General features: G+C 60.3%; 22 protein-coding genes and 1 pseudogene. 12 read left to right on the top strand and 11 right to left on the bottom strand.

Going from position 1 to position 21,012, the window contains the following annotated elements; all coding sequences use genetic code 11:
• Positions 1-173 precede the first annotated feature (173 nt).
• From I3J13_RS22490 to I3J13_RS22475, 4 genes are read right to left on the bottom strand one after another with little or no spacing between them, the layout of a single operon-like run.
• The gene (locus I3J13_RS22490; protein WP_003520586.1) at positions 174-968 is read right to left on the bottom strand and encodes an ABC transporter ATP-binding protein; all 795 of its coding nucleotides are present in this window, start codon (positions 966-968) and stop codon (positions 174-176) included.
• Positions 965-1,408: an NUDIX hydrolase gene (locus tag I3J13_RS22485; protein ID WP_196380285.1), complete on the bottom strand. Its 444-nt coding sequence runs from the start codon at positions 1,406-1,408 to the stop codon at positions 965-967. The genes I3J13_RS22490 and I3J13_RS22485 overlap by 4 nt, the downstream gene beginning before the upstream one ends.
• Positions 1,405-2,862, bottom strand: a complete 1,458-nt coding sequence (hydA, locus tag I3J13_RS22480) for a dihydropyrimidinase (RefSeq protein WP_196380284.1) — start codon at positions 2,860-2,862, stop codon at positions 1,405-1,407. Before hydA ends, I3J13_RS22485 begins: the two co-directional genes overlap by 4 nt.
• The gene (locus I3J13_RS22475) at positions 2,859-4,106 is read right to left on the bottom strand and encodes a Zn-dependent hydrolase (protein ID WP_196380283.1); all 1,248 of its coding nucleotides are present in this window, start codon (positions 4,104-4,106) and stop codon (positions 2,859-2,861) included. The genes hydA and I3J13_RS22475 overlap by 4 nt, the downstream gene beginning before the upstream one ends.
• A gap of 260 nt (positions 4,107-4,366) precedes the next feature.
• Here I3J13_RS22475 and rutR point away from each other — a divergent pair, with 260 nt between their 5' ends.
• The 3 genes and pseudogenes from rutR to I3J13_RS22460 all read left to right on the top strand — a co-directional run bounded on the left by rutR (position 4,367) and on the right by I3J13_RS22460 (position 5,857).
• A complete protein-coding gene (gene rutR, locus I3J13_RS22470) occupies positions 4,367-5,008 on the top strand; it encodes an HTH-type transcriptional regulator RutR (protein ID WP_003520582.1) in 642 nt (213 codons plus the stop codon).
• Between the two features lie 254 nt (positions 5,009-5,262).
• Positions 5,263-5,586, top strand: a pseudogene (locus I3J13_RS22465) (DUF2325 domain-containing protein); the annotation flags it as partial.
• On the top strand, positions 5,567-5,857 hold the full coding sequence (locus I3J13_RS22460; RefSeq protein ID WP_020813661.1) for a hypothetical protein: 291 nt from the start codon (positions 5,567-5,569) through the stop codon (positions 5,855-5,857). The pseudogene I3J13_RS22465 and the gene I3J13_RS22460, both read left to right, overlap by 20 nt.
• A gap of 105 nt (positions 5,858-5,962) precedes the next feature.
• Here I3J13_RS22460 and I3J13_RS22455 read toward each other — a convergent pair whose 3' ends face one another.
• The 3 genes from I3J13_RS22455 to uppO all read right to left on the bottom strand — a co-directional run bounded on the left by I3J13_RS22455 (position 5,963) and on the right by uppO (position 8,305).
• Positions 5,963-6,358, bottom strand: a complete 396-nt coding sequence (locus I3J13_RS22455; protein ID WP_196380282.1) for a DUF423 domain-containing protein — start codon at positions 6,356-6,358, stop codon at positions 5,963-5,965.
• The gene (locus tag I3J13_RS22450; protein WP_059754443.1) at positions 6,355-6,756 is read right to left on the bottom strand and encodes a group II truncated hemoglobin; all 402 of its coding nucleotides are present in this window, start codon (positions 6,754-6,756) and stop codon (positions 6,355-6,357) included. The genes I3J13_RS22455 and I3J13_RS22450 overlap by 4 nt, the downstream gene beginning before the upstream one ends.
• 133 nt (positions 6,757-6,889) lie before the next feature.
• Positions 6,890-8,305 carry a polysaccharide biosynthesis phosphomannomutase UppO gene (gene uppO, locus I3J13_RS22445; RefSeq protein ID WP_196380281.1) on the bottom strand — a complete coding sequence of 472 codons (1,416 nt, stop codon included), beginning with the start codon at positions 8,303-8,305 and terminating at the stop codon, positions 6,890-6,892.
• 257 nt (positions 8,306-8,562) lie between these two features.
• Here uppO and uppM point away from each other — a divergent pair, with 257 nt between their 5' ends.
• Positions 8,563-10,185 (top strand): polysaccharide biosynthesis protein UppM, encoded by a 1,623-nt coding sequence (gene uppM, locus I3J13_RS22440; protein WP_196380280.1) that lies wholly within the window; start codon positions 8,563-8,565, stop codon positions 10,183-10,185.
• A gap of 22 nt (positions 10,186-10,207) precedes the next feature.
• Here the strand turns inward: uppM and I3J13_RS22435 are convergent, their stop codons facing one another.
• Positions 10,208-10,417 (bottom strand): hypothetical protein, encoded by a 210-nt coding sequence (locus tag I3J13_RS22435; protein ID WP_003509414.1) that lies wholly within the window; start codon positions 10,415-10,417, stop codon positions 10,208-10,210.
• Between the two features lie 245 nt (positions 10,418-10,662).
• On the opposite strand from I3J13_RS22435, the gene uppL reads away from it, so the two are divergent.
• Both uppL and I3J13_RS22425 read left to right on the top strand, forming a co-directional pair.
• Positions 10,663-11,463, top strand: coding sequence for a polysaccharide biosynthesis UDP-hexose transferase UppL (uppL, locus tag I3J13_RS22430; protein WP_003520571.1), 801 nt, complete (start codon positions 10,663-10,665; stop codon positions 11,461-11,463).
• A gap of 190 nt (positions 11,464-11,653) precedes the next feature.
• Positions 11,654-11,902: a hypothetical protein gene (locus I3J13_RS22425; protein WP_196380279.1), complete on the top strand. Its 249-nt coding sequence runs from the start codon at positions 11,654-11,656 to the stop codon at positions 11,900-11,902.
• A 17-nt stretch (positions 11,903-11,919) separates the two neighbouring features.
• Here the strand turns inward: I3J13_RS22425 and uppJ are convergent, their stop codons facing one another.
• Both uppJ and uppH read right to left on the bottom strand, forming a co-directional pair.
• Positions 11,920-12,864 carry a polysaccharide biosynthesis UDP-hexose transferase UppJ gene (gene uppJ, locus I3J13_RS22420; RefSeq protein ID WP_196380278.1) on the bottom strand — a complete coding sequence of 315 codons (945 nt, stop codon included), beginning with the start codon at positions 12,862-12,864 and terminating at the stop codon, positions 11,920-11,922.
• An 8-nt stretch (positions 12,865-12,872) separates the two neighbouring features.
• On the bottom strand, positions 12,873-13,784 hold the full coding sequence (gene uppH / locus I3J13_RS22415; RefSeq protein WP_236001094.1) for a polysaccharide biosynthesis endo-1,4-beta-xylanase UppH: 912 nt from the start codon (positions 13,782-13,784) through the stop codon (positions 12,873-12,875).
• 177 nt (positions 13,785-13,961) lie between these two features.
• On the opposite strand from uppH, the gene uppI reads away from it, so the two are divergent.
• Together uppI and uppG are read left to right on the top strand one after the other, a co-directional pair.
• Entirely contained in the window at positions 13,962-15,032 is a 1,071-nt protein-coding gene (uppI, locus tag I3J13_RS22410) for a polysaccharide biosynthesis UDP-hexose transferase UppI (RefSeq protein WP_196380276.1), read from the top strand.
• A gap of 2 nt (positions 15,033-15,034) precedes the next feature.
• Positions 15,035-16,114 (top strand): polysaccharide biosynthesis glycosyltransferase UppG, encoded by a 1,080-nt coding sequence (gene uppG / locus I3J13_RS22405; protein ID WP_196380308.1) that lies wholly within the window; start codon positions 15,035-15,037, stop codon positions 16,112-16,114.
• A 40-nt stretch (positions 16,115-16,154) separates the two neighbouring features.
• On the opposite strand, the gene I3J13_RS22400 is transcribed toward uppG, so the two are convergent.
• Complete coding sequence (locus I3J13_RS22400) at positions 16,155-17,225, bottom strand: GNAT family N-acetyltransferase (RefSeq protein ID WP_196380307.1); 1,071 nt, start codon at positions 17,223-17,225, stop codon at positions 16,155-16,157.
• 737 nt (positions 17,226-17,962) lie between these two features.
• Here I3J13_RS22400 and I3J13_RS22395 point away from each other — a divergent pair.
• Genes I3J13_RS22395 through I3J13_RS22380 form a run of 4 tightly spaced genes read left to right on the top strand, consistent with a single transcriptional unit; the run spans position 17,963 to position 21,000 of the window.
• A complete protein-coding gene (locus I3J13_RS22395; RefSeq protein ID WP_020808861.1) occupies positions 17,963-18,742 on the top strand; it encodes an ABC transporter ATP-binding protein in 780 nt (259 codons plus the stop codon).
• 40 nt (positions 18,743-18,782) lie between these two features.
• A complete protein-coding gene (locus I3J13_RS22390) occupies positions 18,783-19,553 on the top strand; it encodes a transporter substrate-binding domain-containing protein (protein ID WP_080815993.1) in 771 nt (256 codons plus the stop codon).
• A gap of 22 nt (positions 19,554-19,575) precedes the next feature.
• Complete coding sequence (locus I3J13_RS22385; RefSeq protein ID WP_078051708.1) at positions 19,576-20,298, top strand: ABC transporter permease; 723 nt, start codon at positions 19,576-19,578, stop codon at positions 20,296-20,298.
• Positions 20,299-20,310: 12 nt separating this feature from the next.
• The gene (locus tag I3J13_RS22380) at positions 20,311-21,000 is read left to right on the top strand and encodes an ABC transporter permease (RefSeq protein WP_196380275.1); all 690 of its coding nucleotides are present in this window, start codon (positions 20,311-20,313) and stop codon (positions 20,998-21,000) included.
• Positions 21,001-21,012 lie beyond the last annotated feature (12 nt).

Here is a 21,012-nt window from a genome sequence, read left to right as displayed (position 1 = left end):
TGCCGGACATCTCCCCCACAAGGGGGGAGATCAGCAGGAGGCTCGCTCGCCGTTTTGCCCTCAAGCCTCGAGATGGGCGATACCTCGCCGCAGGTCGATCTCCCCCCTTGTGGGGGAGATGCCCGGCAGGGCAGAGGGGGGTAACGCTTGCCGCAACGGCGTCTTTTCCAGCCTCACCCCTCATAGCTATGCCCCGCCTTCAACCCCTCACGCACCCGATGCGCAATCGCCAGAAATTCCGGTGTCTCGCGAATCTCGAGCGGCCTTTCCCGTGGCAGCGTCGATGTGATCACATCCGTCACCCGGCCCGGCCGGGGCGACATGACGACGATCTTGGTCGAGAGATAGACCGCTTCGGGAATGGAATGGGTGACGAAGCAGATGGTCTTGCCGGTCGTATCCCAGAGTTTCAGAAGCTGTTCGTTGAGGTGATCGCGAACGATCTCGTCCAGCGCGCCGAAGGGCTCGTCCATCAACAGCAGGTCGGCATCGAAGGCGAGTGCGCGGGCGATGGAGGCGCGCTGCTGCATGCCGCCGGACAGTTGCCATGGATATTTCTTGCCGAAACCGTTGAGGTTGACGAGATCGAGCGTGCGCTCGATGCGCTCGCGCTGCTCGGCCTTGGTATAGCCCATGATTTCGAGCGGTAGCGCAATGTTCTTTTCGATGCTGCGCCAGGGATAAAGGGCGGCGGCCTGAAAAACGTAACCGTAAGAGCGGTCCCGGCGGGCGTTTTCCGGCGTCGTGCCGTTGACGGTGATGTCGCCGGATGTGTGCTTTTCCAGATCGGCGATGACCCGCAGAAAGGTGGTCTTGCCGCAGCCGGAAGGGCCGATGAAGGAGACGAAATCGCCCTTGCCGACCTCCAGGTCGACATTGGAGAGTGCGTGCACCGGGCCATCGCCCGTTTCAAAGGTGAGGCCGAGATTTCTGGCTGAAACGACGGAATAGGGGGAGGCCTGGTTCATCTGGGCTTGGTTTCGCTTTCCGTCAGGGCCGCGCGCGCCAGCGGCAGCATTTGGGTTTCCGTAAGCCTTGCGATCGTTATGCCGGTGTGGCGGTCGAGATCGAGCCAGCGCACTTCCTCTATTTCCGCCTGCGGGGCGACCTCTGTCTGAAGTTTGGCGATGAATGTATGGGCGACAACGTCGGCCCCCGTCTCATTGGCGGCCTCCTCGCGAAAGACGCCTTCATAACGGGCGGCATTTTCGGGAAGTGTCAGGCCGATTTCCTCGGCAAGTTCGCGGTGAAGTGCCTGTTCCGGCGTTTCGCCCGGATCGATCTTGCCGCCCGGCTGCATGAATTGCGTGGTGCCGCGCTTGCGCACGACAAGCATCTGCCGTCGCTCATTGAGGAGAACGGCTGCGGCGATGACGATTTCGCGTTTCGGCCCGGCGCTCACGGTCATACACCCGATGCCGGGATGCCGCTGCGCTCCACCTTGCGCGGCGCGACGAGTTCCTTCCAGGTGGAAAGCGCCCGGCTGACGGCCGGATAAGGATCGCGGGCGATGAACTGGCCGTGGCCCGGCTGCGTTTCGATGGTGGCCTCCTCGATGCTGACGAGACCGCGCGACAGGGTGTAGCGCGGCAGGCCTTTGACCTTCTGCCCTTCGAACACGTTGTAATCGATGGCCGATTGCTGGCTCGCCGCGCTGATGGTCTTTTCCAGCGCCGGATCCCAGACGACGATATCGGCATCGCTGCCGACGAGGATCGCGCCCTTTCTGGGATAGATGTTGAGAATCTTGGCGATGTTGGTGGAGGTGACGGCGACGAATTCGTTCATCGTCAGCCGGCCGGTCGCCACGCCATGGGTCCAGAGCAGCGGCATGCGATCTTCCAGCCCGCCGGTGCCGTTCGGAATCCTGCGGAAATCGCCAAGGCCGAAACGTTTCTGCTCGGTGGTGAAGGCGCAATGGTCGGTCGCCACGCATTGCAGCGAACCGGAGGCGAGGCCCGCCCAGAGGCTGTCCTGATGCTGCCGGTTGCGAAAGGGCGGCGACATCACCCGGCGGGCGGCGTGATCCCAGTCGGCATTGGCATATTCGCTTTCATCGAGGATCAGGTGCTGGATCAGCGGTTCGCCATAGACCCGCATGCCGTTTTGCCGGGCGCGGCGGATCGCCTCATGCGCCTGTTCGCAGGAGGTGTGGACGACATAAAGTGGTGCGCCGGCCATATCGGCGATGATGATGGCGCGGTTGGTGGCCTCGCCTTCCACCGAGGGCGGGCGGGAATAGGCATGCGCCTCCGGCCCGACATTGCCTTCCGCCATCAGTTTTTCCTGCATCTGTGCGACGATATCGCCGTTTTCCGCATGCACGAAGGGGATGGCGCCAAGCTCGGCGCAGCGCGAGAAGGAGGCGAACATCTCGTCGTCATTCACCATCAGCGCGCCCTTATAGGCCATGAAGTGCTTGAAGGAGTTGATGCCCTTTTCCCGAACCACCGTCTTCATCTCGTTGAAGACCTGCTCGCCCCACCAGGTGACGGCCATGTGGAAGGAATAATCGCAATTGGCGCGCGTCGCTTTGTTGTCCCATCGCTGCAGGGCATCAAGAAGCGACTGGCCGGGCTCCGGCAGGCAGAAATCCACCACCATGGTGGTGCCGCCGGCAAGCGCCGCGCGCGTGCCGCTCTCGAAGTCATCGGCGGAATAGGTGCCCATGAAGGGCATTTCCAGATGCACATGCGGATCGATGCCGCCGGGCATGACATAACATCCGGTGGCATCGAGTACCGTGCCGCCCGTCAGATCGGGCCCGATCTCGGTGATCCTGCCGCCTTCGATCTTCACATCGGCCTTATAGGTGAGGTCGGCGGTGACGATGGTGCCGTTCTTGATGATGGTGGCGGTCATTCCACGATCTCCGCAGTCTCCAGCACCGCATGCAGCAGCACGTCGCAGCCGGCAGCAGCCCATTCCGGCGAAATCTCCTCGGCCTCATTGTGGGAAAGCCCGTCCACGCAGGGGCAGAAGATCATGGTGGAGGGGGCGACCCGTGCCGTCCAGCAGGCATCGTGGCCGGCGCCGGAGATGATGTCCATGTGGCTGTAGCCGAGTTTTTCGGCGGCAGAGCGCACGCGGCCCACTAGAACCGGATCGAAGGTGACGGGATCGAAATGGCCGATGGCCTCGATCGAGCAGCCGACGCCGAGTTCTTCGGCGATCTGCGGCACCTCGCGTTCGAAGATGGCGCGCATGCTGTCGAGTTTCGCCTGTGAGGGGGTTCTGAGGTCGATGGTGAAGACCACCTTGCCAGGCAGCACGTTGCGGGAATTAGGCGTTAAGATCATCTGGCCGACGCCGGCGACGGCGCCCGGCTGGTGGGCCATGGCCACTTCCTGCACCTTTTCGAGAATGCGGGCGGCAGCTAAGCCGGCATTGACGCGCATGGCCATCGGGGTGGAGCCGGTATGGGCTTCCTTGCCGGTTAGCGTCACTTCCAGCCACCACAGGCCCTGGCAATGGGTGACGACGCCGATCTGTTTGCTTTCCGCTTCCAGGATCGGCCCCTGTTCGATGTGATATTCGAAATAGGCGTGCATTTTGCGCGCGCCCACCTCTTCCTCGCCCAGCCAGCCGATGCGTTTCAGCTCTTCGCCATAGGTCTTGCCGTCGGTATCGGTACGGCTGTAGGCATAATCGAGATCGTGAATGCCGGCGAAGACGCCGGAGGCCAGCATGGCCGGCGCGAAGCGCGCGCCTTCCTCGTTTGACCAGTTGGTGACCGTGATCGGGTGTTTGGTTTTGATGTTGAGGTCGTTCAGGCTGCGCACCACCTCCAGCCCGGCCAGCACGCCGAGCACGCCATCGAACTTGCCGCCGGTCGGCTGTGTGTCGAGATGGCTGCCGATATAAACGGGAAGCGCGTCCGGGTCCTCGCCGGGGCGGGTGGCGAACATGGTGCCCATGCGGTCGACGCCCATCGTCAGCCCGGCCGCTTCACACCAGCGCTGGAACAGGCGGCGGCCTTCCGCATCCTCATCCGTCAGCGTGCGGCGATTATTGCCGCCGGCAATGCCGGGGCCAATCTTCGCCATATCCATCAGACTGTCCCACAGACGGTCGCCATTGACCGTCAAGTTCTTACCCGCCGCCATGAAGTGTCGTCCTCACCTGTTTTGTTTTTATCGAAGCAAAGCTTGTGCCGTTCCCTTTTTTGCCGGTTAAGATAACAGCCATTGCCTTGTGATGGCGATGGGGGATAAATTGACCGGCTGGTAAACATTGCAAATTCGCGGTGGCGTCAGCAAGGGATTTTCGTGACGAATCGCAGTAATTTTGCCTAAACTGTACGCGTAGATTATTTTTTAAGCATACTGTAACGGCAATTGCATGGAAAAGAAACAGAGAGCTGAGAATGGCCATACCGCGCGCAGCGAAAACACAGAAGCGGACCCGTATTCAGGAAGAAAAGCAGGAAGCGATTCTTGAAGCCGCGCTCAGTGTTTTTTCCACAAACGGGTTTCGCGGCTCCACCATCGATCAGATTGCCGAGGCGGCCGGCATGTCGAAACCGAACGTGCTTTATTATTTCCGCACCAAGGAGGCGATGCATCGCGCGCTGATCGAGCGGGTGCTGGACACATGGCTCGACCCGCTGCGCGCTTTCGATGCCGAGGGAAATCCTGAAAGCGAGATTCGCTCCTATATTCGTCGCAAGCTGGAAATGTCGCGCGATTTCCCGCGTGAAAGCCGCCTATTCGCTAATGAGATCCTACAGGGCGCGCCGCATATCGAAGATGAGCTGAAAGGGCCGCTGAAACAACTGGTGGATGAAAAGGCCGAGGTCATCCGCGCTTGGGTGAAGGCGGGGCGAATGGCCAAATGCGATCCCTATCACCTGATTTTCTCAATCTGGTCGACTACCCAGCATTATGCGGATTTCGATGTGCAGGTGCGGGCGGTGCTGGGTGAGAAGAATGGTGGCGAGGGTCGTTTTGAGGATGCGGCCCGGCATCTGGAGCAGCTTTTCATGGGCGGATTGCGGATAAACGGCTGAACGGAACCGTTCTCGCGAATATGTGATCGATTCTTTATGTCAAAACATGAGGAAAATTATCACCTTTATACTTTACTCCAAAACTCATCTTTATTATGGTGCCGGCATCCCGAACGTCCGGGGCATTGAAAAATCAACCGGCAGGTGAGGGAATGGCACGCAAGGAAAAGAAGAAGGCCGAACGCGGCGGCAAGCAGGGCAAGGGCGCGCCACAGACCGAAAAGGACGTGGCCGAACAGCAGCTTTCCGGTCCGAAAAGCTTTCTTTATGTCGGCGGCCGTGACTGTCAGGTTGCGCATCTTCGCCAGATCGCCAGCAATTTCGGCGCCGAGCTCATTCATCACGATGGCGGCCTGCGTGAGGCCGTCTCGCGCATCGATACCGTGCTTCCCTCCGTCGACTGCGTTTTCTGCCCGATCGACTGTATCAGCCACGATGCGTGTCTGCGGGTGAAGTCCGGTTGCAAGAAATTCGGCAAGACGTTCATTCCGCTGCGCAACGGCAGCAAATCCAGTCTGGAGCGGGCGCTGCAGACGATGAATGAACGGACCTCCAGCGATGAGCGACGAGCGCAATAATTTTAAGGGTGAAGAGCCGGCGGCGGAAGCCTGCCGTGTGGAACTGCACAAGATGGCCGAGCAGGCTGCCGATCCGGCCCTGACGGATATCTATGAAATCATCGGTGAACGCGAAAGGCGCAACCGCCTTGCCAGAAGCGGCGGCAATGTCGTGACCTTTCCCTATCTGCGCACCCGCCAGCCCGGTGAAACGCCGTCCTTCGAAATCGGCGCGGCGGCCGAAGAGGGCCGCAATATCCTCTCGTTTCGCTGGACGCGGCGTAAGGGCTAAAGCTGAAGCATTTCCAGTCAAAGTGCGACGCGGTTTTACGTCCGGAAAATGCGTAAAACAGAGAGGTAGGGCACGTCCGACGGTTCGGTTTAAACCGGACGCGCTCTAGCCCTTCGGCTTCAGAAATGCCCCGGCGCACAGTACCAGCCATCCGGCGATCATGCCGAGGCCGCCCGTGGGTGCGGCGTAGGGAAACAGGCTGTGGCCGGAAAAATGCCGGGTGACGAGATCGCCGACAAAGACCGCGGTGCCGAGGCCGAGGATCAGGCCCGCGGGAATGGCGGTTCTGATACGATCCGCGCCGATATGAAGCGCCACCAGCACCGGCGCATGCGCCAGCGCCATGGCCGAGGCATTGCCGAGCATATAGGTTTCGCCGGTATGGGTGGCGGCGGCAGCAAGCATGACGCCCGCAGCACCCAGCAGGCCGCCCAGCAACAGAATGAAGGCCCGCAATCTTTCGCGCGGCAGGCTTGCGATGGTCGCGCTCTGCGTGGTCATTGGCTGTCCGCCTCCTGGTTCTGCATGTGAAAGGCCAGCCGCTCCACCGGCGTCCAGATGATCTCGCGCAGCTTCGGATTTTCGATGGTCTCGTCCATGGCGCGGCGGAAGCAGAGCAGCCATTCATCCCGCTCGGCGGGGCCGATGGGGGCGACGAAGTGGCGCCGCCGCAACATCGGATGGCCGTGTTTCTCGACATAAACGGGCGGTCCGCCAAGATATCCCGTCAGATAATCGTAAAACTTCGCCTCGCTGCCGGAAAGATCGGCGGGATGGATGGCGCGGCAATGCGCCGCTTCGGGCAGGGTGTCCATCAATTCATAGAAACGCCGGGTCAGCGCCCTGACGGTCGCATCGCCACCTATCGCTTCATAAAGGGTAATGGTCTCGCCGCTCATAATCCGCCTCTCGTGGCCCTCCGGTCCTTATCGCTCCGTGGAGCCGGAAGAGCAACAGGGCACGGGCGGGGTGCGACATTTGGGACAAGTCAAGGAGGACAGATGCCGGGCAAGCCCGGCATCGCGCAAAGCGTCACCCAAAATTACGGATGAGATCGAGTCCCTTGTTCAGAAGCGTTTCGGCCTCATCCTGATTGGCGGCTTCGACGTAGCAGCGCATTTCGGGAGCATTGCCGGAAGGGCGGAAATGGATGGTGCTCCCATCGGTAAGCGCCACGCGCAGGCCGTCGATGTCGCTCAGCGCCTTCACGGTGCCGACCGGTGCGAGAAATGCCTCGAGATTGCTGCGCGAAGCGCGCAGATGCGTCATCAGGGCGGCGCTCTTTTCCTGTGCGAAATTTTCCAGGCGGTCGGCGGCGGCGACCGGCAGGTTATAGGCGGCGGCGATCTGCGACAGCGGCTTTTTCTGTTCTGCCGAGAGAAGCAGCACGGCGAGAACCGGCAGGAAGCTGTCACGCGTCGGCAGCGGCGAAAGCGCCCGGCCGTTAAGTGTGAAGGCGGAGGCCGTCAGCAGGCCGCCATTGGCCTCGAAGCCCATGACGCCGTTCTTGCCGGCGGCGAGCGCTTCAGCCATGCCCGCGATCACAAAAGGGGAGCCGACTTTGGTGCGGACGACGTCGAACGAACCGCTCGCCTCGATGCCGGAATTGGAGGTGACGGGGGTCACGACCACGCCGGCGCCGAGGAAATTGGCGGTGATCAGGCCGATGAGGTCTCCGCGCAGCGGCACGCCGTTTTCATCGGTCAGCAGGGGACGGTCGCCGTCGCCATCGGCAGAAACGATGGCGTCGAGACCGTGCTCCGGCGACCATTTTTTAAGAAGGGCCAGCGTTTCCGGCGAGACCGCTTCGGTATCGACAGGGATGAAGGTTTCGGAGCGGCCGAGCGGAACGACATCCGCACCGTAATGGGCAAGCACGTCGACAAAGAGATCGCGCGCCACGGTGCTGTGCTGGTAAACGCCGATCTTGAGGCCGGAGAGCGCCTTTTCCGGCAGCAGCGCGATGTTGCGTTCGTAGAAAAGTTCGGCTGCGGTGGCGGAATGGTCCTCGGCGGTCGCCGCCTCGTCACTGATGCCTTCCGCTTCGATTTCGGCGGCAAGAGCGGCAATCGCCGTCTCGTCCTGCTTGTCGATTTCGCCGTCCGGGCGGTAGAACTTGATGCCGTTGCGGTCGGCCGGGATATGCGAGCCGGTGATCATCAGCGCGCCGGCCTTGAGCGACAGGCCGTAAAGCGCCAGCGCCGGTGTCGGCACCGTGCCGCAATCGAACGGGGTCAGGCCGGCTTTTTTGAGCGCGGCGATGCAGGTGGCGGAAACATCCGGGCTCGAATCGCGGAAATCGCGGCCGACGAGAATGGGATCGCCCGCCTTTGCCTGGCCCGATGTGAGAAGGTGCCTCGCAAATGCCGTGGCATAAACGGCCGAGGCTTTTCCTTTCAGATCGACGGAGAGGCCGCGAAGGCCGCTCGTTCCAAATTTCAGGCTCATTCCAAACTCCGTTTCGATAAAATCTTTGAGGGTCAAATGGATAATGCAAAAATATAACGGTTGAAAGAACCGTATCGATCCATTCGAGTCAATCATCCCTTTCAACGCGGACGCGAATAGGCGATGATGGCGGGACTGATGCGGGTAACCTAAAATTCACCCGTCATATTTAAACTTGTCCGTCGATAGCGGCTCTGGCGACGATGGGAACCCTCTGTTGCCGGCCTTTTTGTGGTTCGTTCGAGTTGGATTGGCTGATGTACAGGCTTCAAAAGGCGGGACATAAGCAGGTACGTCCGCTCGATGAAAAAACGGCGCCTGCCGCGAGAACCCATGGTTCCCTGCTGGACGATCTGGTGGATGAGGACGAAGTTTTCGAGCGCACGGTGCTGAAGGAGCATCTGGAGCCGAAACCGGCGAAGACCGTCGCCGAGCCGGCTGCGGCCGAGACGCCGGTGAAGGCGGCTTCGCCGAGCGGCAGTCTCGCGGCTGCGCTGCCGGGCCTGAAACATCTCGACAGGATCGGTGTGGATGACGTCATCCTCTGGCTTCGCAAAGGCATCGTCTGGATCGTGCTGGCAATCGTTCTCTGCGTCGCCGGCGCGCTGACTTATGCCTCCATGACGCCGCCGCGTTACAAGGCCTATACGGATATCGTCGTTAATCCCTCCAACCTGAATGTCGTCAATGACGGGGTGTTTTCGCCCAACCAGCAGCGCGACACGCAAATCCTCGAGGTGGAAAGCAAGCTGCGCACCATCACCTCGCGCAACGTGCTGGCGCGGGTGGTGGACGAGTTGAAGCTCGATAAGGACCCTGAATTCATCAGTCCGCCGCCGCTCGCCCGGCTGAAGGCGATGTTCTCATCGAAACCGGAAGATGACGACAACCGGGTCGGCGCGCTTCGTTCGCTCGGCGACCGGGTGGCGGCGGAACGCGACCCGCGCTCCTTTGTCGTGACGCTTTCGGTCTGGACCAATGACGCGGAAAAATCGGTGACTGTCTCGAAGGCCATCGTGAAGGCTTTCGAAAGCGAGCTATTCCAGACAAACTCCGACAGCAGTCAACGCGTCGTTGACGATCTCAAGAAGCGGCTCGAGGAAATGCGCGAGAATGTGACCGCCGCCGAAAAGCGCGTGGCTGATTTCCGCCGCGAGAACGGCCTGCAGGAAAATAACGGCCAGCTCGTCAGCAATCTGGCTTCCGGTGAGCTGAACGCTCAGGTGCTCGCGACCCAGCAGCGCCTCATTCAGGAAGAATCGCGCCTCAAGCAGATGGAGGCGGCGATTGCGCAGAACCGCACCCAGAGCGACGCCATATTTGACAGCCAAACGATGAATACGATCCGCGCGCAATACAGCACGCTGCAACAGCAGATCGGTGCGATGACGCTGACCTATGGCGCGCGCCATCCGCGTCTTGCGACCGCGGGTGCGGAGCGGGCGATGCTGGAACAGGGAATGGCGGATGAGGCGCGGCGTATCCTTCAAGCGGCAAAGATCAATGTCGCGGAGGCGCGCTCCTCACTCGATGCCCTGCGGCTGAAAGCGGTGGCGGAACGCGCCAATGTCTTTACCGACAATGAGGCGCAGGTGCGGCTGCGTGATCTCGATCGTGACGCCCGCTCGGCGGCGGCGATCTATGAAACCTATCTGACGCGCTCGCGCCAGCTTGCCGAACAGCAGTCGATCGATTCTACCAATGTGCGGGTGATTTCGCAGCCGGTTGCGCCCAATTCCAGAAGCTGGCCGCCGGGCAAGCTGACGTTCCTGATTGCCGGCGGTATGGGCGGCCTGTTCCTTGGTCTGGCAATTGCCGTGGCGCTCGGCCTCTGGGGTTATCTTCGCCGGGACGATCACGCGGATGTCGCGGCGCGGTAAGACAAAGCGGCTGCGCGTCGCCTTATTCTTCCGAAATCAGACCGTCATAAACTTCGAGCAGGGCGGCGGCGATGGCCGCGCCCAGCGCATTGCCGGCATCGCGAATGCCCGCTTCGTCACCGTCGCGAACCGAAATGGCAAGATCGGACGCCTCGTTGGCGACGATTTCTTTCGCCCGTTCTATCGCCCAGAGGCCGAAATCGCCGCGATTGTCGATCGAGATTGTTTCCATGGCCGGAGCCCTTCCGTGGTTTGATTTCCGCGTCCCTTAACCCATCGGCTGGAAAACCGGAATAGGCGGAAAATGTGGCGCACAACCTTCAGGCGTGTAAAATGCCTGCCGCATACGGGGATTTATAAAAATATTAATGATAGTTCTTCGTAGTGTTTGAAGCCTTATACCCTAAGCATAAGCGTGAATATAACAATGAAACGATGCCTATCTTGGACACCGGACAGATTATGACAGGGAGAGAGATGCCGGATGCGGAGGGGACTGGTCAGGTCTGGCCGGTTATTCCGCTTGCGGCGTTGCCCATTACTGACGCGACTATCGACGAAACGGCGCGGGATTTCATCCTGCGCGCGACGACGGCGCGTGCGGCCGGTGCAAGACCGTTTTATTCGACATCGGCAAACGGTCAGGTCATCGCGCTCTGCCATCACGACCGGGAATTCGACGCCATGCTGCGGCAGGCGGACCAGATTCATGCGGACGGCATGTCGCTGGTGATCTTTTCCCGCAAATTCTGCCCGAAGGCATTGAGAGAACGGGTTGCGACCACGGATCTCGTTCATGCGGTTGCGAAGCGCGCCGAAGAGACGGGCAGCCGGTTCTATTTCCTCGGCGGCTCCGAAGAGGTGAACCGCGCGGCGGTCGAGGAAATGCAGAGGCTTTATCCGCGCCTCATATTTGCGGGGCGGCGCAACGGTTATTTCAGCCGGGCCGAGGAAGAGGCGATCCTCGCCGATATCGCGGCATCCGGGACGGATATTCTCTGGGTTGGCTTCGGCATACCGCTGGAGCAGCGTTTCGTCTCGCGCAATCTGGACAGGCTTTCCGGCATCGCCGTAATCAAGACCTGCGGCGGCCTTTTCGATTTCCTCGCCGGCAAGAACAGCCGGGCGCCGCAATGGATGCAGGATATGGGGCTGGAATGGCTCTACCGGGCCATGCTCGAGCCGAAGCGGCTCGGAAAACGTTACCTGCTGACCAATCCTATCGCCATATATTCGCTGCTGAAGTATCGCTTCGGGGCTTCGGGACAAGGTCGCTAGATCATCGCGACAAGCTGCTGCTACGCGAAGAATAAAGCGCGCGTGCGCCTCCCGCCCGACAATATAAGATTTTCCTAACTTATTGAATGGATGCGCTGCGTCGCTGAAATCCGTTGCAACTGCGAACATCTGCGCTACACTGCATCAATATTACAAATTTATTCGAATCATAGATTTATTGAGGCCACCAATGGTGATTACGTCCATTTCTCTTTTCATATATGGAATTGGCACCGTTACCTCTCTCGCCATGACCTATATCGAAGGCGCCCGCCGCGACAAGGACTGGGATTTTTATCGCGTCACCGGGATTGTCCTTTGTTTCTTCTGGCCGGTGCTCGTGCCGCTCCTCGTCCTTGCGACGGCCTTGGCGTCGTTCGGTTTCCAGAAACGGTTCACGAATACGATCGCGCTCGGCAGGCAAAAAACCCTTAGCTGAGCCGAAGCTATCCCGCTTCAGCTCTTCTTCGCCGGCGCCTTGTAGGGCGTGAGCGTAATGCCGAGGCTTGCCATCACGCGGCCGATGGACATCAGCGGCGGATGCGTGGCTGGCAGCAGGGTTCCGGTTTTCACGAAGGCGGAAACGGCGCGCACCACAGACAGGCACAGGCTGACGGCGTTTTTGGCGGCAAGCAGCAGCCCGCCTTTCAGGCCGGGGCGTCGGGCGCGGTCGATGCTGTAATTGATGATGCCGGTTCGGAGCGAGCGCTCCATGATCCAGCGTGGCGCCATGCGGTTTTCCGGCACATATTCGATGATGAGCGCTTGCGCATTCCAGGCGAATTTGAAACCTGCCTTGCGGCAGCGGGTGAAGAAATCCATGTCGCCGCCGCCGAGGAAGTTGAAGCGCACGTCGAATTCCGGTTTCGCCAGCGTCTCGAAAACCCGCCGTGAGATCAGGCAGTTGCCCGATCCGTGGATTTGCTCGACGGGGCCGGTCGGCGCTTCGATGGAGCCGAACAGCGGATGCGAGAGAACCGCCTTCGAAGCCGGTGCGTCGAATTCCCGGTTGACCGGGCCGCCGACGATATCGACGCCGAAGGATTTCGCCGCCGAAACCATTTCGGCAAGCCAGACGGGGGAGGCGGCCTCGTCGTCATCGATCATCAGGAACCACTCAGCCGAAGCATAGCTTTGCCGGGCGGTACGGAAGGCCGTGTTAATGGCGTAACAATTGCCCTGCGTCGGTTCGACCAATGCCTCTCCGGTCATGCCGCTTTCGGCGAAAAAAGCGCGCGCGACCGCAAGACCCGCCTGGCCTGCGCCGTCATTATCGACCACGACGATGGCGAAGGGAAAATCGACCTTCTGGGCTGCGAGTGACCCAAGCGTCTTTTTCAGGCCTTCCGGCCGGCGGAAACTCGGAATGCACACCACCGCTTCCGGCATGATTTCGGACATGGAAACTCCTAAATTCCGGCAAGCGCTGCGGCGGAAAAAACGACGGCCCTGAGGCTCTGGCGCGGGCGATTGAGGAAGGTATCGGCCAGCGCCGAAAAGGCCTCGCGGTAGCGGCGGGCGCGGAAGGCCTGCGCCACGGTATAGGCATTCATGTGGTTTTCGGATCGGCGGCGAAGCCGCCGCAGCTCCGGCGGCGAAACGGCAGCGACGATGGCCGGGTCGGAAAACACGGCCTCGATTGCCGGTTCGCAATCCCGGAAGGTCAAAAGCCGGTTCATCATCACGCTCGTTCTGTGCACGCGGTAATCCAGCACATGGCAGCCGGGCAGGTAAACGAAACGGCCGGCGGCGGCCAGCCTGCACCAGCCATACCAGTCTTCTGCATAACGCAAAGTCTCGTCGAAACCGCCGAATTCCTGAAAGATGCGGGTCCTGACCAGCATGATGCCGCCATTGACGATGAAGTTGCCGCCGAGCAGCGGCTGGAGAATGAAACCATCGGGTTTTTCCCGGCGGCGAATGAGATTGCGCCGGCCGATCTTGACGCCATTTTCATCGATGCGCTCGTAATCGCCATAAACGGCGACGACATCCGGCCCGGAAATGCCGGCGCAAAGGGTCGCGATGGCGCCCGGTTTCAGGCGATCGTCGGCATCGAGAAACATCGTCCATTCGCCGCGCGCCTGCGACAGGCCGAAATTGCGCACGGCGGAAACGCCCTGCCTTCCCTGCGGCCGGGCCAGCAATTTGACGCGAGGGTCGGAAAAACCTTCCACCTTTTGTGCGGTGGTGTCGGTGGAGCCGTCATCGACCACCAGCACTTCGCCGATGGTCTCGCCCTGCAGCAACACGCTTTCGATCGCTTCCACGATGTAACGCTCGCCATTGCGAACGGGAATGACAATCGAAACGGAAACCAAGACTTCAAACTCCATGCGGCGTAGGCCAAGAATTCGCACAGCGAAGTTACTACCGCATTAAGCGGGTCTGGCCAATTATGACGTGGTATAACGTCGGTTAACCTTGCAAATCTTTAATATCCTTTTCCTATGATCGGAATGTTATGTTTTGGGAATAAAGGTTGCGGAGGCGGGTACATGCGGATCGGGCGGCGGAATTTTATGGGCGGTGCGGCAAGCGCTGGCCTGCTGCATGCCGTGGCCGGCCCGGCCTTTGCCGCGCAGAAGAAAGCGGCGAGCAAAACCGCCCCGTATGGCGCGGCCGTTTACCTGCCGGATCTCACTGCCGATAGCCGCATCGGCGAGGCGGTGGTGAAATATTGCTCGCGCATCACCCCCGTTACCGAAATGAAATGGGAGGTCCTGCGGCCTTCGGCGGAGGCGTTCGATTTCGCCGCCGCCGATGCAATCGCCAATTTCGCCCGCCAGCACAAGCTTTCCATGCACGGTCATCCGCTGATCTGGTATGCCTCCAACGCGCCCTGGCTTGCGAGCATCGGCGGTGGCGTGAAGGTCGAGAAGCTGATGGAGACCCATATCGTCACGGTGATGGAGCGTTATAAGGACGTGATCCATAGCTGGGACGTGGTCAATGAGCCGATCCCCGACGTGCCGGGCAATGTGCGCGCGCGGCGCGATGCCTGGTATTACGGCGCCGGGCCGGACGCCATCAAGAAAGCTTTCGAGATCGCCCATGCGGTCGATCCGAAGGCGCAGCTCGTGCTCAACGAATATGACGTGGAATTTGCCGCCGAGAAATCGCCGGCCAAGCGCGCGGCCTTCCGCAATCTCATTCTCGAACTGCTGGAGAAGGGCGCGCCGATCAACGCCGTCGGCCTGCAGGGGCATTTGCGCGGCGGCTGGCCGATTGCCAAGGACGAGCTTGCCGCCTTCACGGCGGAAATGCGCAGTTACGGTCTTGCTGTTCTGGTGACGGAGCTGGATGTGATGGACCAGACGCTGCCCGCACCGGAATCCGAGCGCGATATGCTGATCAACGGCCAGGTCCGCGAGTTTCTGGAGGCTGCCTCGGCGGGCGGCGCGCTTTCCTCCATCACCACATGGGGCATCTCGGATCAATATAGCTGGATTCGCTGGGCCTATCCGCGCCGGGATGGCACCGCCAACCGGCCGCTGCCGCTGGACTGGAGTTTCAACCAAAAACCCATGATGGCCATCATCAATGAATTCCGGAACCGTGGTGCATGACTATGAATGCTGAAATGCCGCTTCCTCCCGTGCAAAAGGCGCTGCAAATCAACCTGCACCCCTTCGATGCCCCGCACGCGGCCCTGACCCTGCCGCATCAGCTCAGGGTCTGGGGCGGACAGGTGGACCGCATTCTCCTCACCGTCGATACGGGCCAGGTGGGGGCCGGTCGCTACAAGGGCAACGGTTTCGATGCGGCGCGCCAGCGTCTCTTCGACATGCTGGAGGAAATGCAGACCAATTATCCGCATCTGCATGTGGATATCGTCGATTACAGCGATGCGGCGCGCAACGCCGTGACGGAAACCTTCTTTCCCCGCTCGCCGATCCCCTATCCCGCCAAAGCTTTCGATGGTGGGCCTTTCCATGTCTATTTCTATGGGCTGAAACGCGCCAATGCCCGTTATGTGTTGCATATGGACAGCGACATGATGTTCGGCGGCGGCAGCCAGAGCTGGTTCGGCGAGGCCATCGCGCTTCAGAAGGCCAATCCGGATGCGCTGTGCATCACGCCCTTTTCCGGGCCGCCGACGGTGCGCGGCGATCTGGATATTTCCCGCCATGTCGGCATGCCCGGCGTGAAGAATATTCCTGCGCCGCGCAAGCTGCCGTCGCGCATTCCCACCTGGCGTTTCGCCACCGTGTCCACCCGGCTCTTCATGATCGACATGGAACGCTTTGCGAAACGCATCGGCTCGCTCGAACTGCTCAAGCCCGATGTCAAACGGCGCATCCGCTCCTATGCCTATAACCAGCAGCCTGTCTCGATGCCCGCCGAGGAGGTGCTGAGCACGAACATGATGCGCACGGGTGTTTATCGCCTCGATTTTCTGGGCACGGGCAAGGGCATGTATTCACTGCATCCGCCCTATCGCTCGCCGGAATTTTATGCGGCGCTCGCCTCCATCGTCGAGCGCATCGAAAAGGGCGATATTCCCGAAGGCCAGCTCGGCGATTTCGATATTAACGGGTCGATGGTGGACTGGACCAGCGCGCTGGCGGCCAAGACGCGCTCCAAACGTTATGCGAAAGCGCTGCGCCATCTCATCTCGGCCAATGTCGGACGGTTCGGCAAAGCTTGAGGGTTTCGATCCGTTTTCCGTGGTGAGGCGGGGCAGGGGCTCAATAGTCGGTGATGAGCTTACTCCAGCTCTCCGAGCACAGTCCGCCAATATAGATATCGCCGGCCAGCGCCCTTTCCCGCAGGGCGTCATCGCGCGTCGCCATGCAGAAATAGCCGTCGTGGCGGAAGCTCATGTGGTTCTGGCGGTAAAGCGCGTTGATGAGAAAGGGCTGCGCCATGCCGGTGACATGGGCATAATTCTCGTCATCGAAATGGCGGAACAGGGTGTTGAGCACGTCGTTTTCGCAACCGGCATCGCAGACGAGATTGAGCACATAGGCCGTTCTCCCCCGCTGGCCGAAAAACAGCGCAGCACCCATGGCATGGCCTTCGGCATTCTCGATCAACACGCCTTTCAGTTCGCCGAGGCTTTCATTGGCCCTGCTCATCTCGATCAGCCAGTGGAATTCCTCGTGAGACCATTCCGGGCGAATGGAAAAACGCTCGATCATCGCGAGCGCCCTGCGGCGGAAGGTTTCGTAATCCACGGTTTTCACCGTGGCGCCGGCGGCCTCCTGCGGCCTCAGACCCTTTTTCCACCGTCGCAGGATTCCATCCACAAATCCGAGCGCGGCGAGCGCCAGCGTGGTCTTGGCCAGTTTCGAACGGCGCGGCATGCGCAGCGCGATGGTGCAGAAGGGCTTGAGCGCCTTGTGCCATTGCAGGCTTTCAATCGGCAGCATGTTGCCGCCGGTCGCCACCCAATGATCGGCGCTGACGGGTGAAGCCGTATCCGAGAACAACATGTCGTGTTTGGAGGCCCGCATGCCGCGGGACAGGCGCGCCGCGCCGAGTGCGCCGCGTTTCCCGTCCGATGCGAAGGCGCAGAGCAGCCGTGCGGTAATGGTTTTTCCATTCGCAACGAAGCGCATGGGCACGGCGAGGATGACGCTGGTGACCCCGTTCTCCCCGGCATCGTAGACAACGCTGCCGTTTTCCGGATTGAAGGCAGGACTGCCGAAAAACAGTTTTTCGATATAGGAGCCGAAATCGAAGTTCCGCTCCTGCCCGGTCTTCCTGAAAGCGCTGTTGAGCACGGCCTCGACAGCCGGAACGTCTTCCTTGCGCATGGGGCGGATGCCGGACACACCGATTTGAACCGGGCGTTGTGTCAAGTGACCGCTATCGCCATCGTCCATATGGGTGTGTATCGGAACGTCCACCGTCGGCCCCCACCTTTTGTGCATTGACGAAATCAACCATAGGCAGCGTATATTTGAATGTATTAATATAGATATAAAACCTGCAATCCGGTGGGATCGAAAGTATCGGATTTGGAATAAATCATATTAATATCAAGATATTAATCTGTATCAACCGCCTCGGTTGAGGTTAACAAAATACGCTCAAGCAAGCAACCTTTGGATGAAATATGGATAAATTTTTGTAGGCGATTTTTTGGGGTCTGGCGTCAATTTTGGCAAGCTTCCGTCTTGTCCTTTGTCTCCGGGCTCCGCTTTCCCGAGGAAAAGCGCACAATCGCGGTGCTATTTTCCCGTGCATCATGGATGACTAAAAATGGGATTTGCGCAGACCACCCCGGTGGAGGACGAGGTGGAGGCGGAACAGGAGAGACCCGGCGGCGGAGCGGGCATCGCCCCGACGTCCTTGCAAGGGCGTTCGCTCCAGGTGATATTTTGAAATGATTTTTCGTTGCAAATATGTAAAAGAGCCGATTGTTGCGCGCGTCTGCGGCTATTTTCGCTAAACATGCGCGGCTCAAGTCTTTGTTATTGTGCACGTCGCACCGCGAAACCCCGGCTATTGGCGCGGCGGCACTCAAAAAACGGATCGGCTAGGTCAATCGATGGCAGATACAGGCGCCTGCGCGCTCGAGGCGGATGACATCCACAAGAGCTTCGGCACGCATGAGGTTTTGAAGGGCGTTTCGCTGCAGGCCCATAAGGGCGATGTCATCTCGATCATCGGGTCCTCCGGTTCCGGCAAAAGCACCTTTCTGCGCTGCATGAATTTCCTCGAAACGCCGGATCGCGGCCGCGTCATCGTCAATGGCGAGGAAATCGCCACGAAAACCGGCCGGGACGGCAAGGCCGTGCCGAAAAGCTGGCGGCAGGTGGAAAAACTGCGCACTGGCCTTGGCATGGTGTTCCAGAATTTCAATCTCTGGGCCCATCGCACCGTTCTCGAAAACGTCATCGAGGCGCCCGTTCATGTTCTCGGCGTCAGGCGGCAGGAGGCGGTCGAAAAGGCTGAAGCCCTGCTGAACAAGGTCGGGCTTTATGACAAGAAAAACGCCTATCCGGCATTCCTGTCCGGCGGGCAGCAGCAGCGCGCCGCCATTGCGCGTGCGCTCTGCATGGAGCCGGCGGTGATGCTGTTCGACGAACCCACTTCGGCGCTCGATCCCGAACTGGTGGGCGAGGTTCTGAAGGTCATCCGCGATCTGGCCGAGGAAGGCCGCACCATGCTGCTCGTTACCCATGAAATGCGCTTTGCGCGTGATGTGTCCTCGCAGGTCGTGTTTCTGCATCAGGGCCGGGTGGAGGAGGCGGGGCCGCCGGCGCAGGTGTTCGGAAACCCCTTGAGCGCCCGCTGCCGGGAATTTACCGGCGCGCTCGCCAATTGACCCTTTTGCCTGACAGTCCGTTTTAACAGGAGAGACTTGAATGAAATTTTTCGCCACGCTGCTTGCCGGAACGGCATTTGCGTTTTCCGCCTTCACCGCCAGCGCCGACGTGCGCTTCGGCATCATGAACGAGGCCTACCCGCCCTTCTTCGCCAAGGATGCCAGCGGCAAGTGGCAGGGCTGGGAAATCGACCTCATGGATGCCGTCTGCGCGGAAATGAAGGAAAAATGCTCGATCGTGGAACTGTCATGGGATGGCCTCATCCCGGCGCTGCAGACGAAGAAATTCGACGTTATCTGGTCCTCCATGTCGAACACGGAGGAGCGTCAGAAGATCATCGATTTCACCGACAAATATTACAACACGCCGAGCAAGCTGATCGGCGCCAAGGGCGAAAAGGCGGGTGCGACGGCCGAGGACGTCAAGGGCAAGACCATCGGCATTCAGGTGGCGACGATCCAGTCCGAATATTACAAGAAATATTTTGCCGGTGTCGCCGATGAGAAGACCTACCAGACGCTGGACGAGGCGTTTCAGGATCTCGCGGCCGGCCGCATCGACTACGTCTTCGGCGATTCCATTGTTCTCGACGCTTTCGTGAAGAGCGATGCGGGCAAGGATTGCTGCGCCGACATGGGCGATGTCGCCGACGACAAGGAAATCCTCGGTCTCGGCGTTTCGGGCGGCCTGCGCAAGGAAGACACCGAACTCAAGGCCAAGCTGAATGCGGCAATCGCCGCCGTGCGCGCCAGCGGCAAATATGACGAGATCACCAGGAAGTACTTCAGCTTCAATATTTACGGACAGTAATTCGGTCTGATCGGTCACGCATATGGCAAGCCTTGAAACCACGTTGCAACTTCTGTCTCCCTATCCTCCGGGATGGGGCGGCACCCTGTTGAAGGGTGCGGCGTCGACGCTTGCCATTTCCGCCGGCGCCTATCTGATCGGCCTTGCCATCGGCATGGCCGGGGCGCTCGGCAAGCTTTCGGGCAACAGGCCGCTTGGCCTGCTGCTCAACCTCTATACCACTGCGATCCGTGCGGTTCCCGAGCTGATCCTCATCGTCGGGCTTTATTATGCCGGGACTGACGGCCTCAACCGGCTGCTGCTGCTGGCCGGCATGCCGCCGCTGGAGGTGAACGGTTTCGTCGCCGCCGTTGCGGTTCTGGGTTTCGTGCAGGGCGCCTATATGACCGAGGTGCTGCGCGGGGCGATCCTTGCCATTCCGAGCGGCCAGATCGAGGCGGCGCGCGCCTTCGGCATGTCGCCGGCCTTACGGTTCCGCCGGGTGGTCTTGCCGGCGCTTTTGCCGAACGCCTTGCCGGGGCTCGGCAATCTCTGGCTTGCGGTGACCAAGGACAGCGCCCTGGTGGCGGTCGTCGGTTATCAGGAACTGGCGCTGGCGACGCGTCTCGCCGGGGCCAGCACCAAGCAATATTTCCTGTTCTTCCTCGCCGCCGCCCTGCTTTATCTCGCCATCACGCTTGTTTCGAACCTCGTTTTTTCGCTGATCGAGCGCCGCGTGCGGCGCGGCCAGCCGGCCCTGGCCTGAGGAGGGGACGGCATGGATTTCTCATGGGTCGCAAAATATTGGCCGCTGCTTCTTTCGGGTGCATGGCAGACAGTGGCGCTGCTCACCATCTCCGTCAGCATCGGCTTTCTTCTGGCCATCGGGCTTGCGTTTGCGCAGGTGAGCGGCGGGCGGGTGACGAAAATCCTGGCGCGGGCCTATTGCACCTTCTTCCGGGGCACGCCGCTGCTCATCCAGCTCTGGCTGCTTTATTACGGCGTCGGCTCGCTTCTGCCGATGATCCCCGGCCTGCGCCAGAGTTTCATGTGGCCGGTGCTGCGCGAAGGGTTCTTCTTTGCAGCCGTCAGCTTCACGCTGAATTATGCGGCCTATGAGGCGGAAGTTCTGCGCGGCGCGCTGCTGGCGGTGCCGAAAGGCGAGCTGGAGGCGGGCAGGGCTTTCGGCATGGGCCGTTTCACCCTCATTCGCCGCATCTGGCTGCCGCGCGCGATCCGCATCGCGCTGCCGACCATTGCCGGCGAGGTGGTGATGCAGCTTAAAGCCACGCCGCTTGCTTTCACCGTGACGGTGATGGACCTCTACGCCGTCGCCTACAAGGTGCGGCAGGATACGCTTCTGGTCTATGAGCCGCTGATCGTCGTCACCGTTTTTTATCTCATTCTCACCGCCATCATCGCCCGCTGTTTCGGCCTTGTCGAACAGCAGGTGCCGGTCAGGCGATAAACATTCAGGGAG

The sequence above is a fragment of the Agrobacterium leguminum genome (assembly GCF_015704895.1).
GTDB lineage: Bacteria > Pseudomonadota > Alphaproteobacteria > Rhizobiales > Rhizobiaceae > Agrobacterium > Agrobacterium leguminum.
The sequence above is the reverse complement of the archived record's forward strand: the minus strand, read 5'-3'. Positions and strand labels throughout refer to the sequence as shown.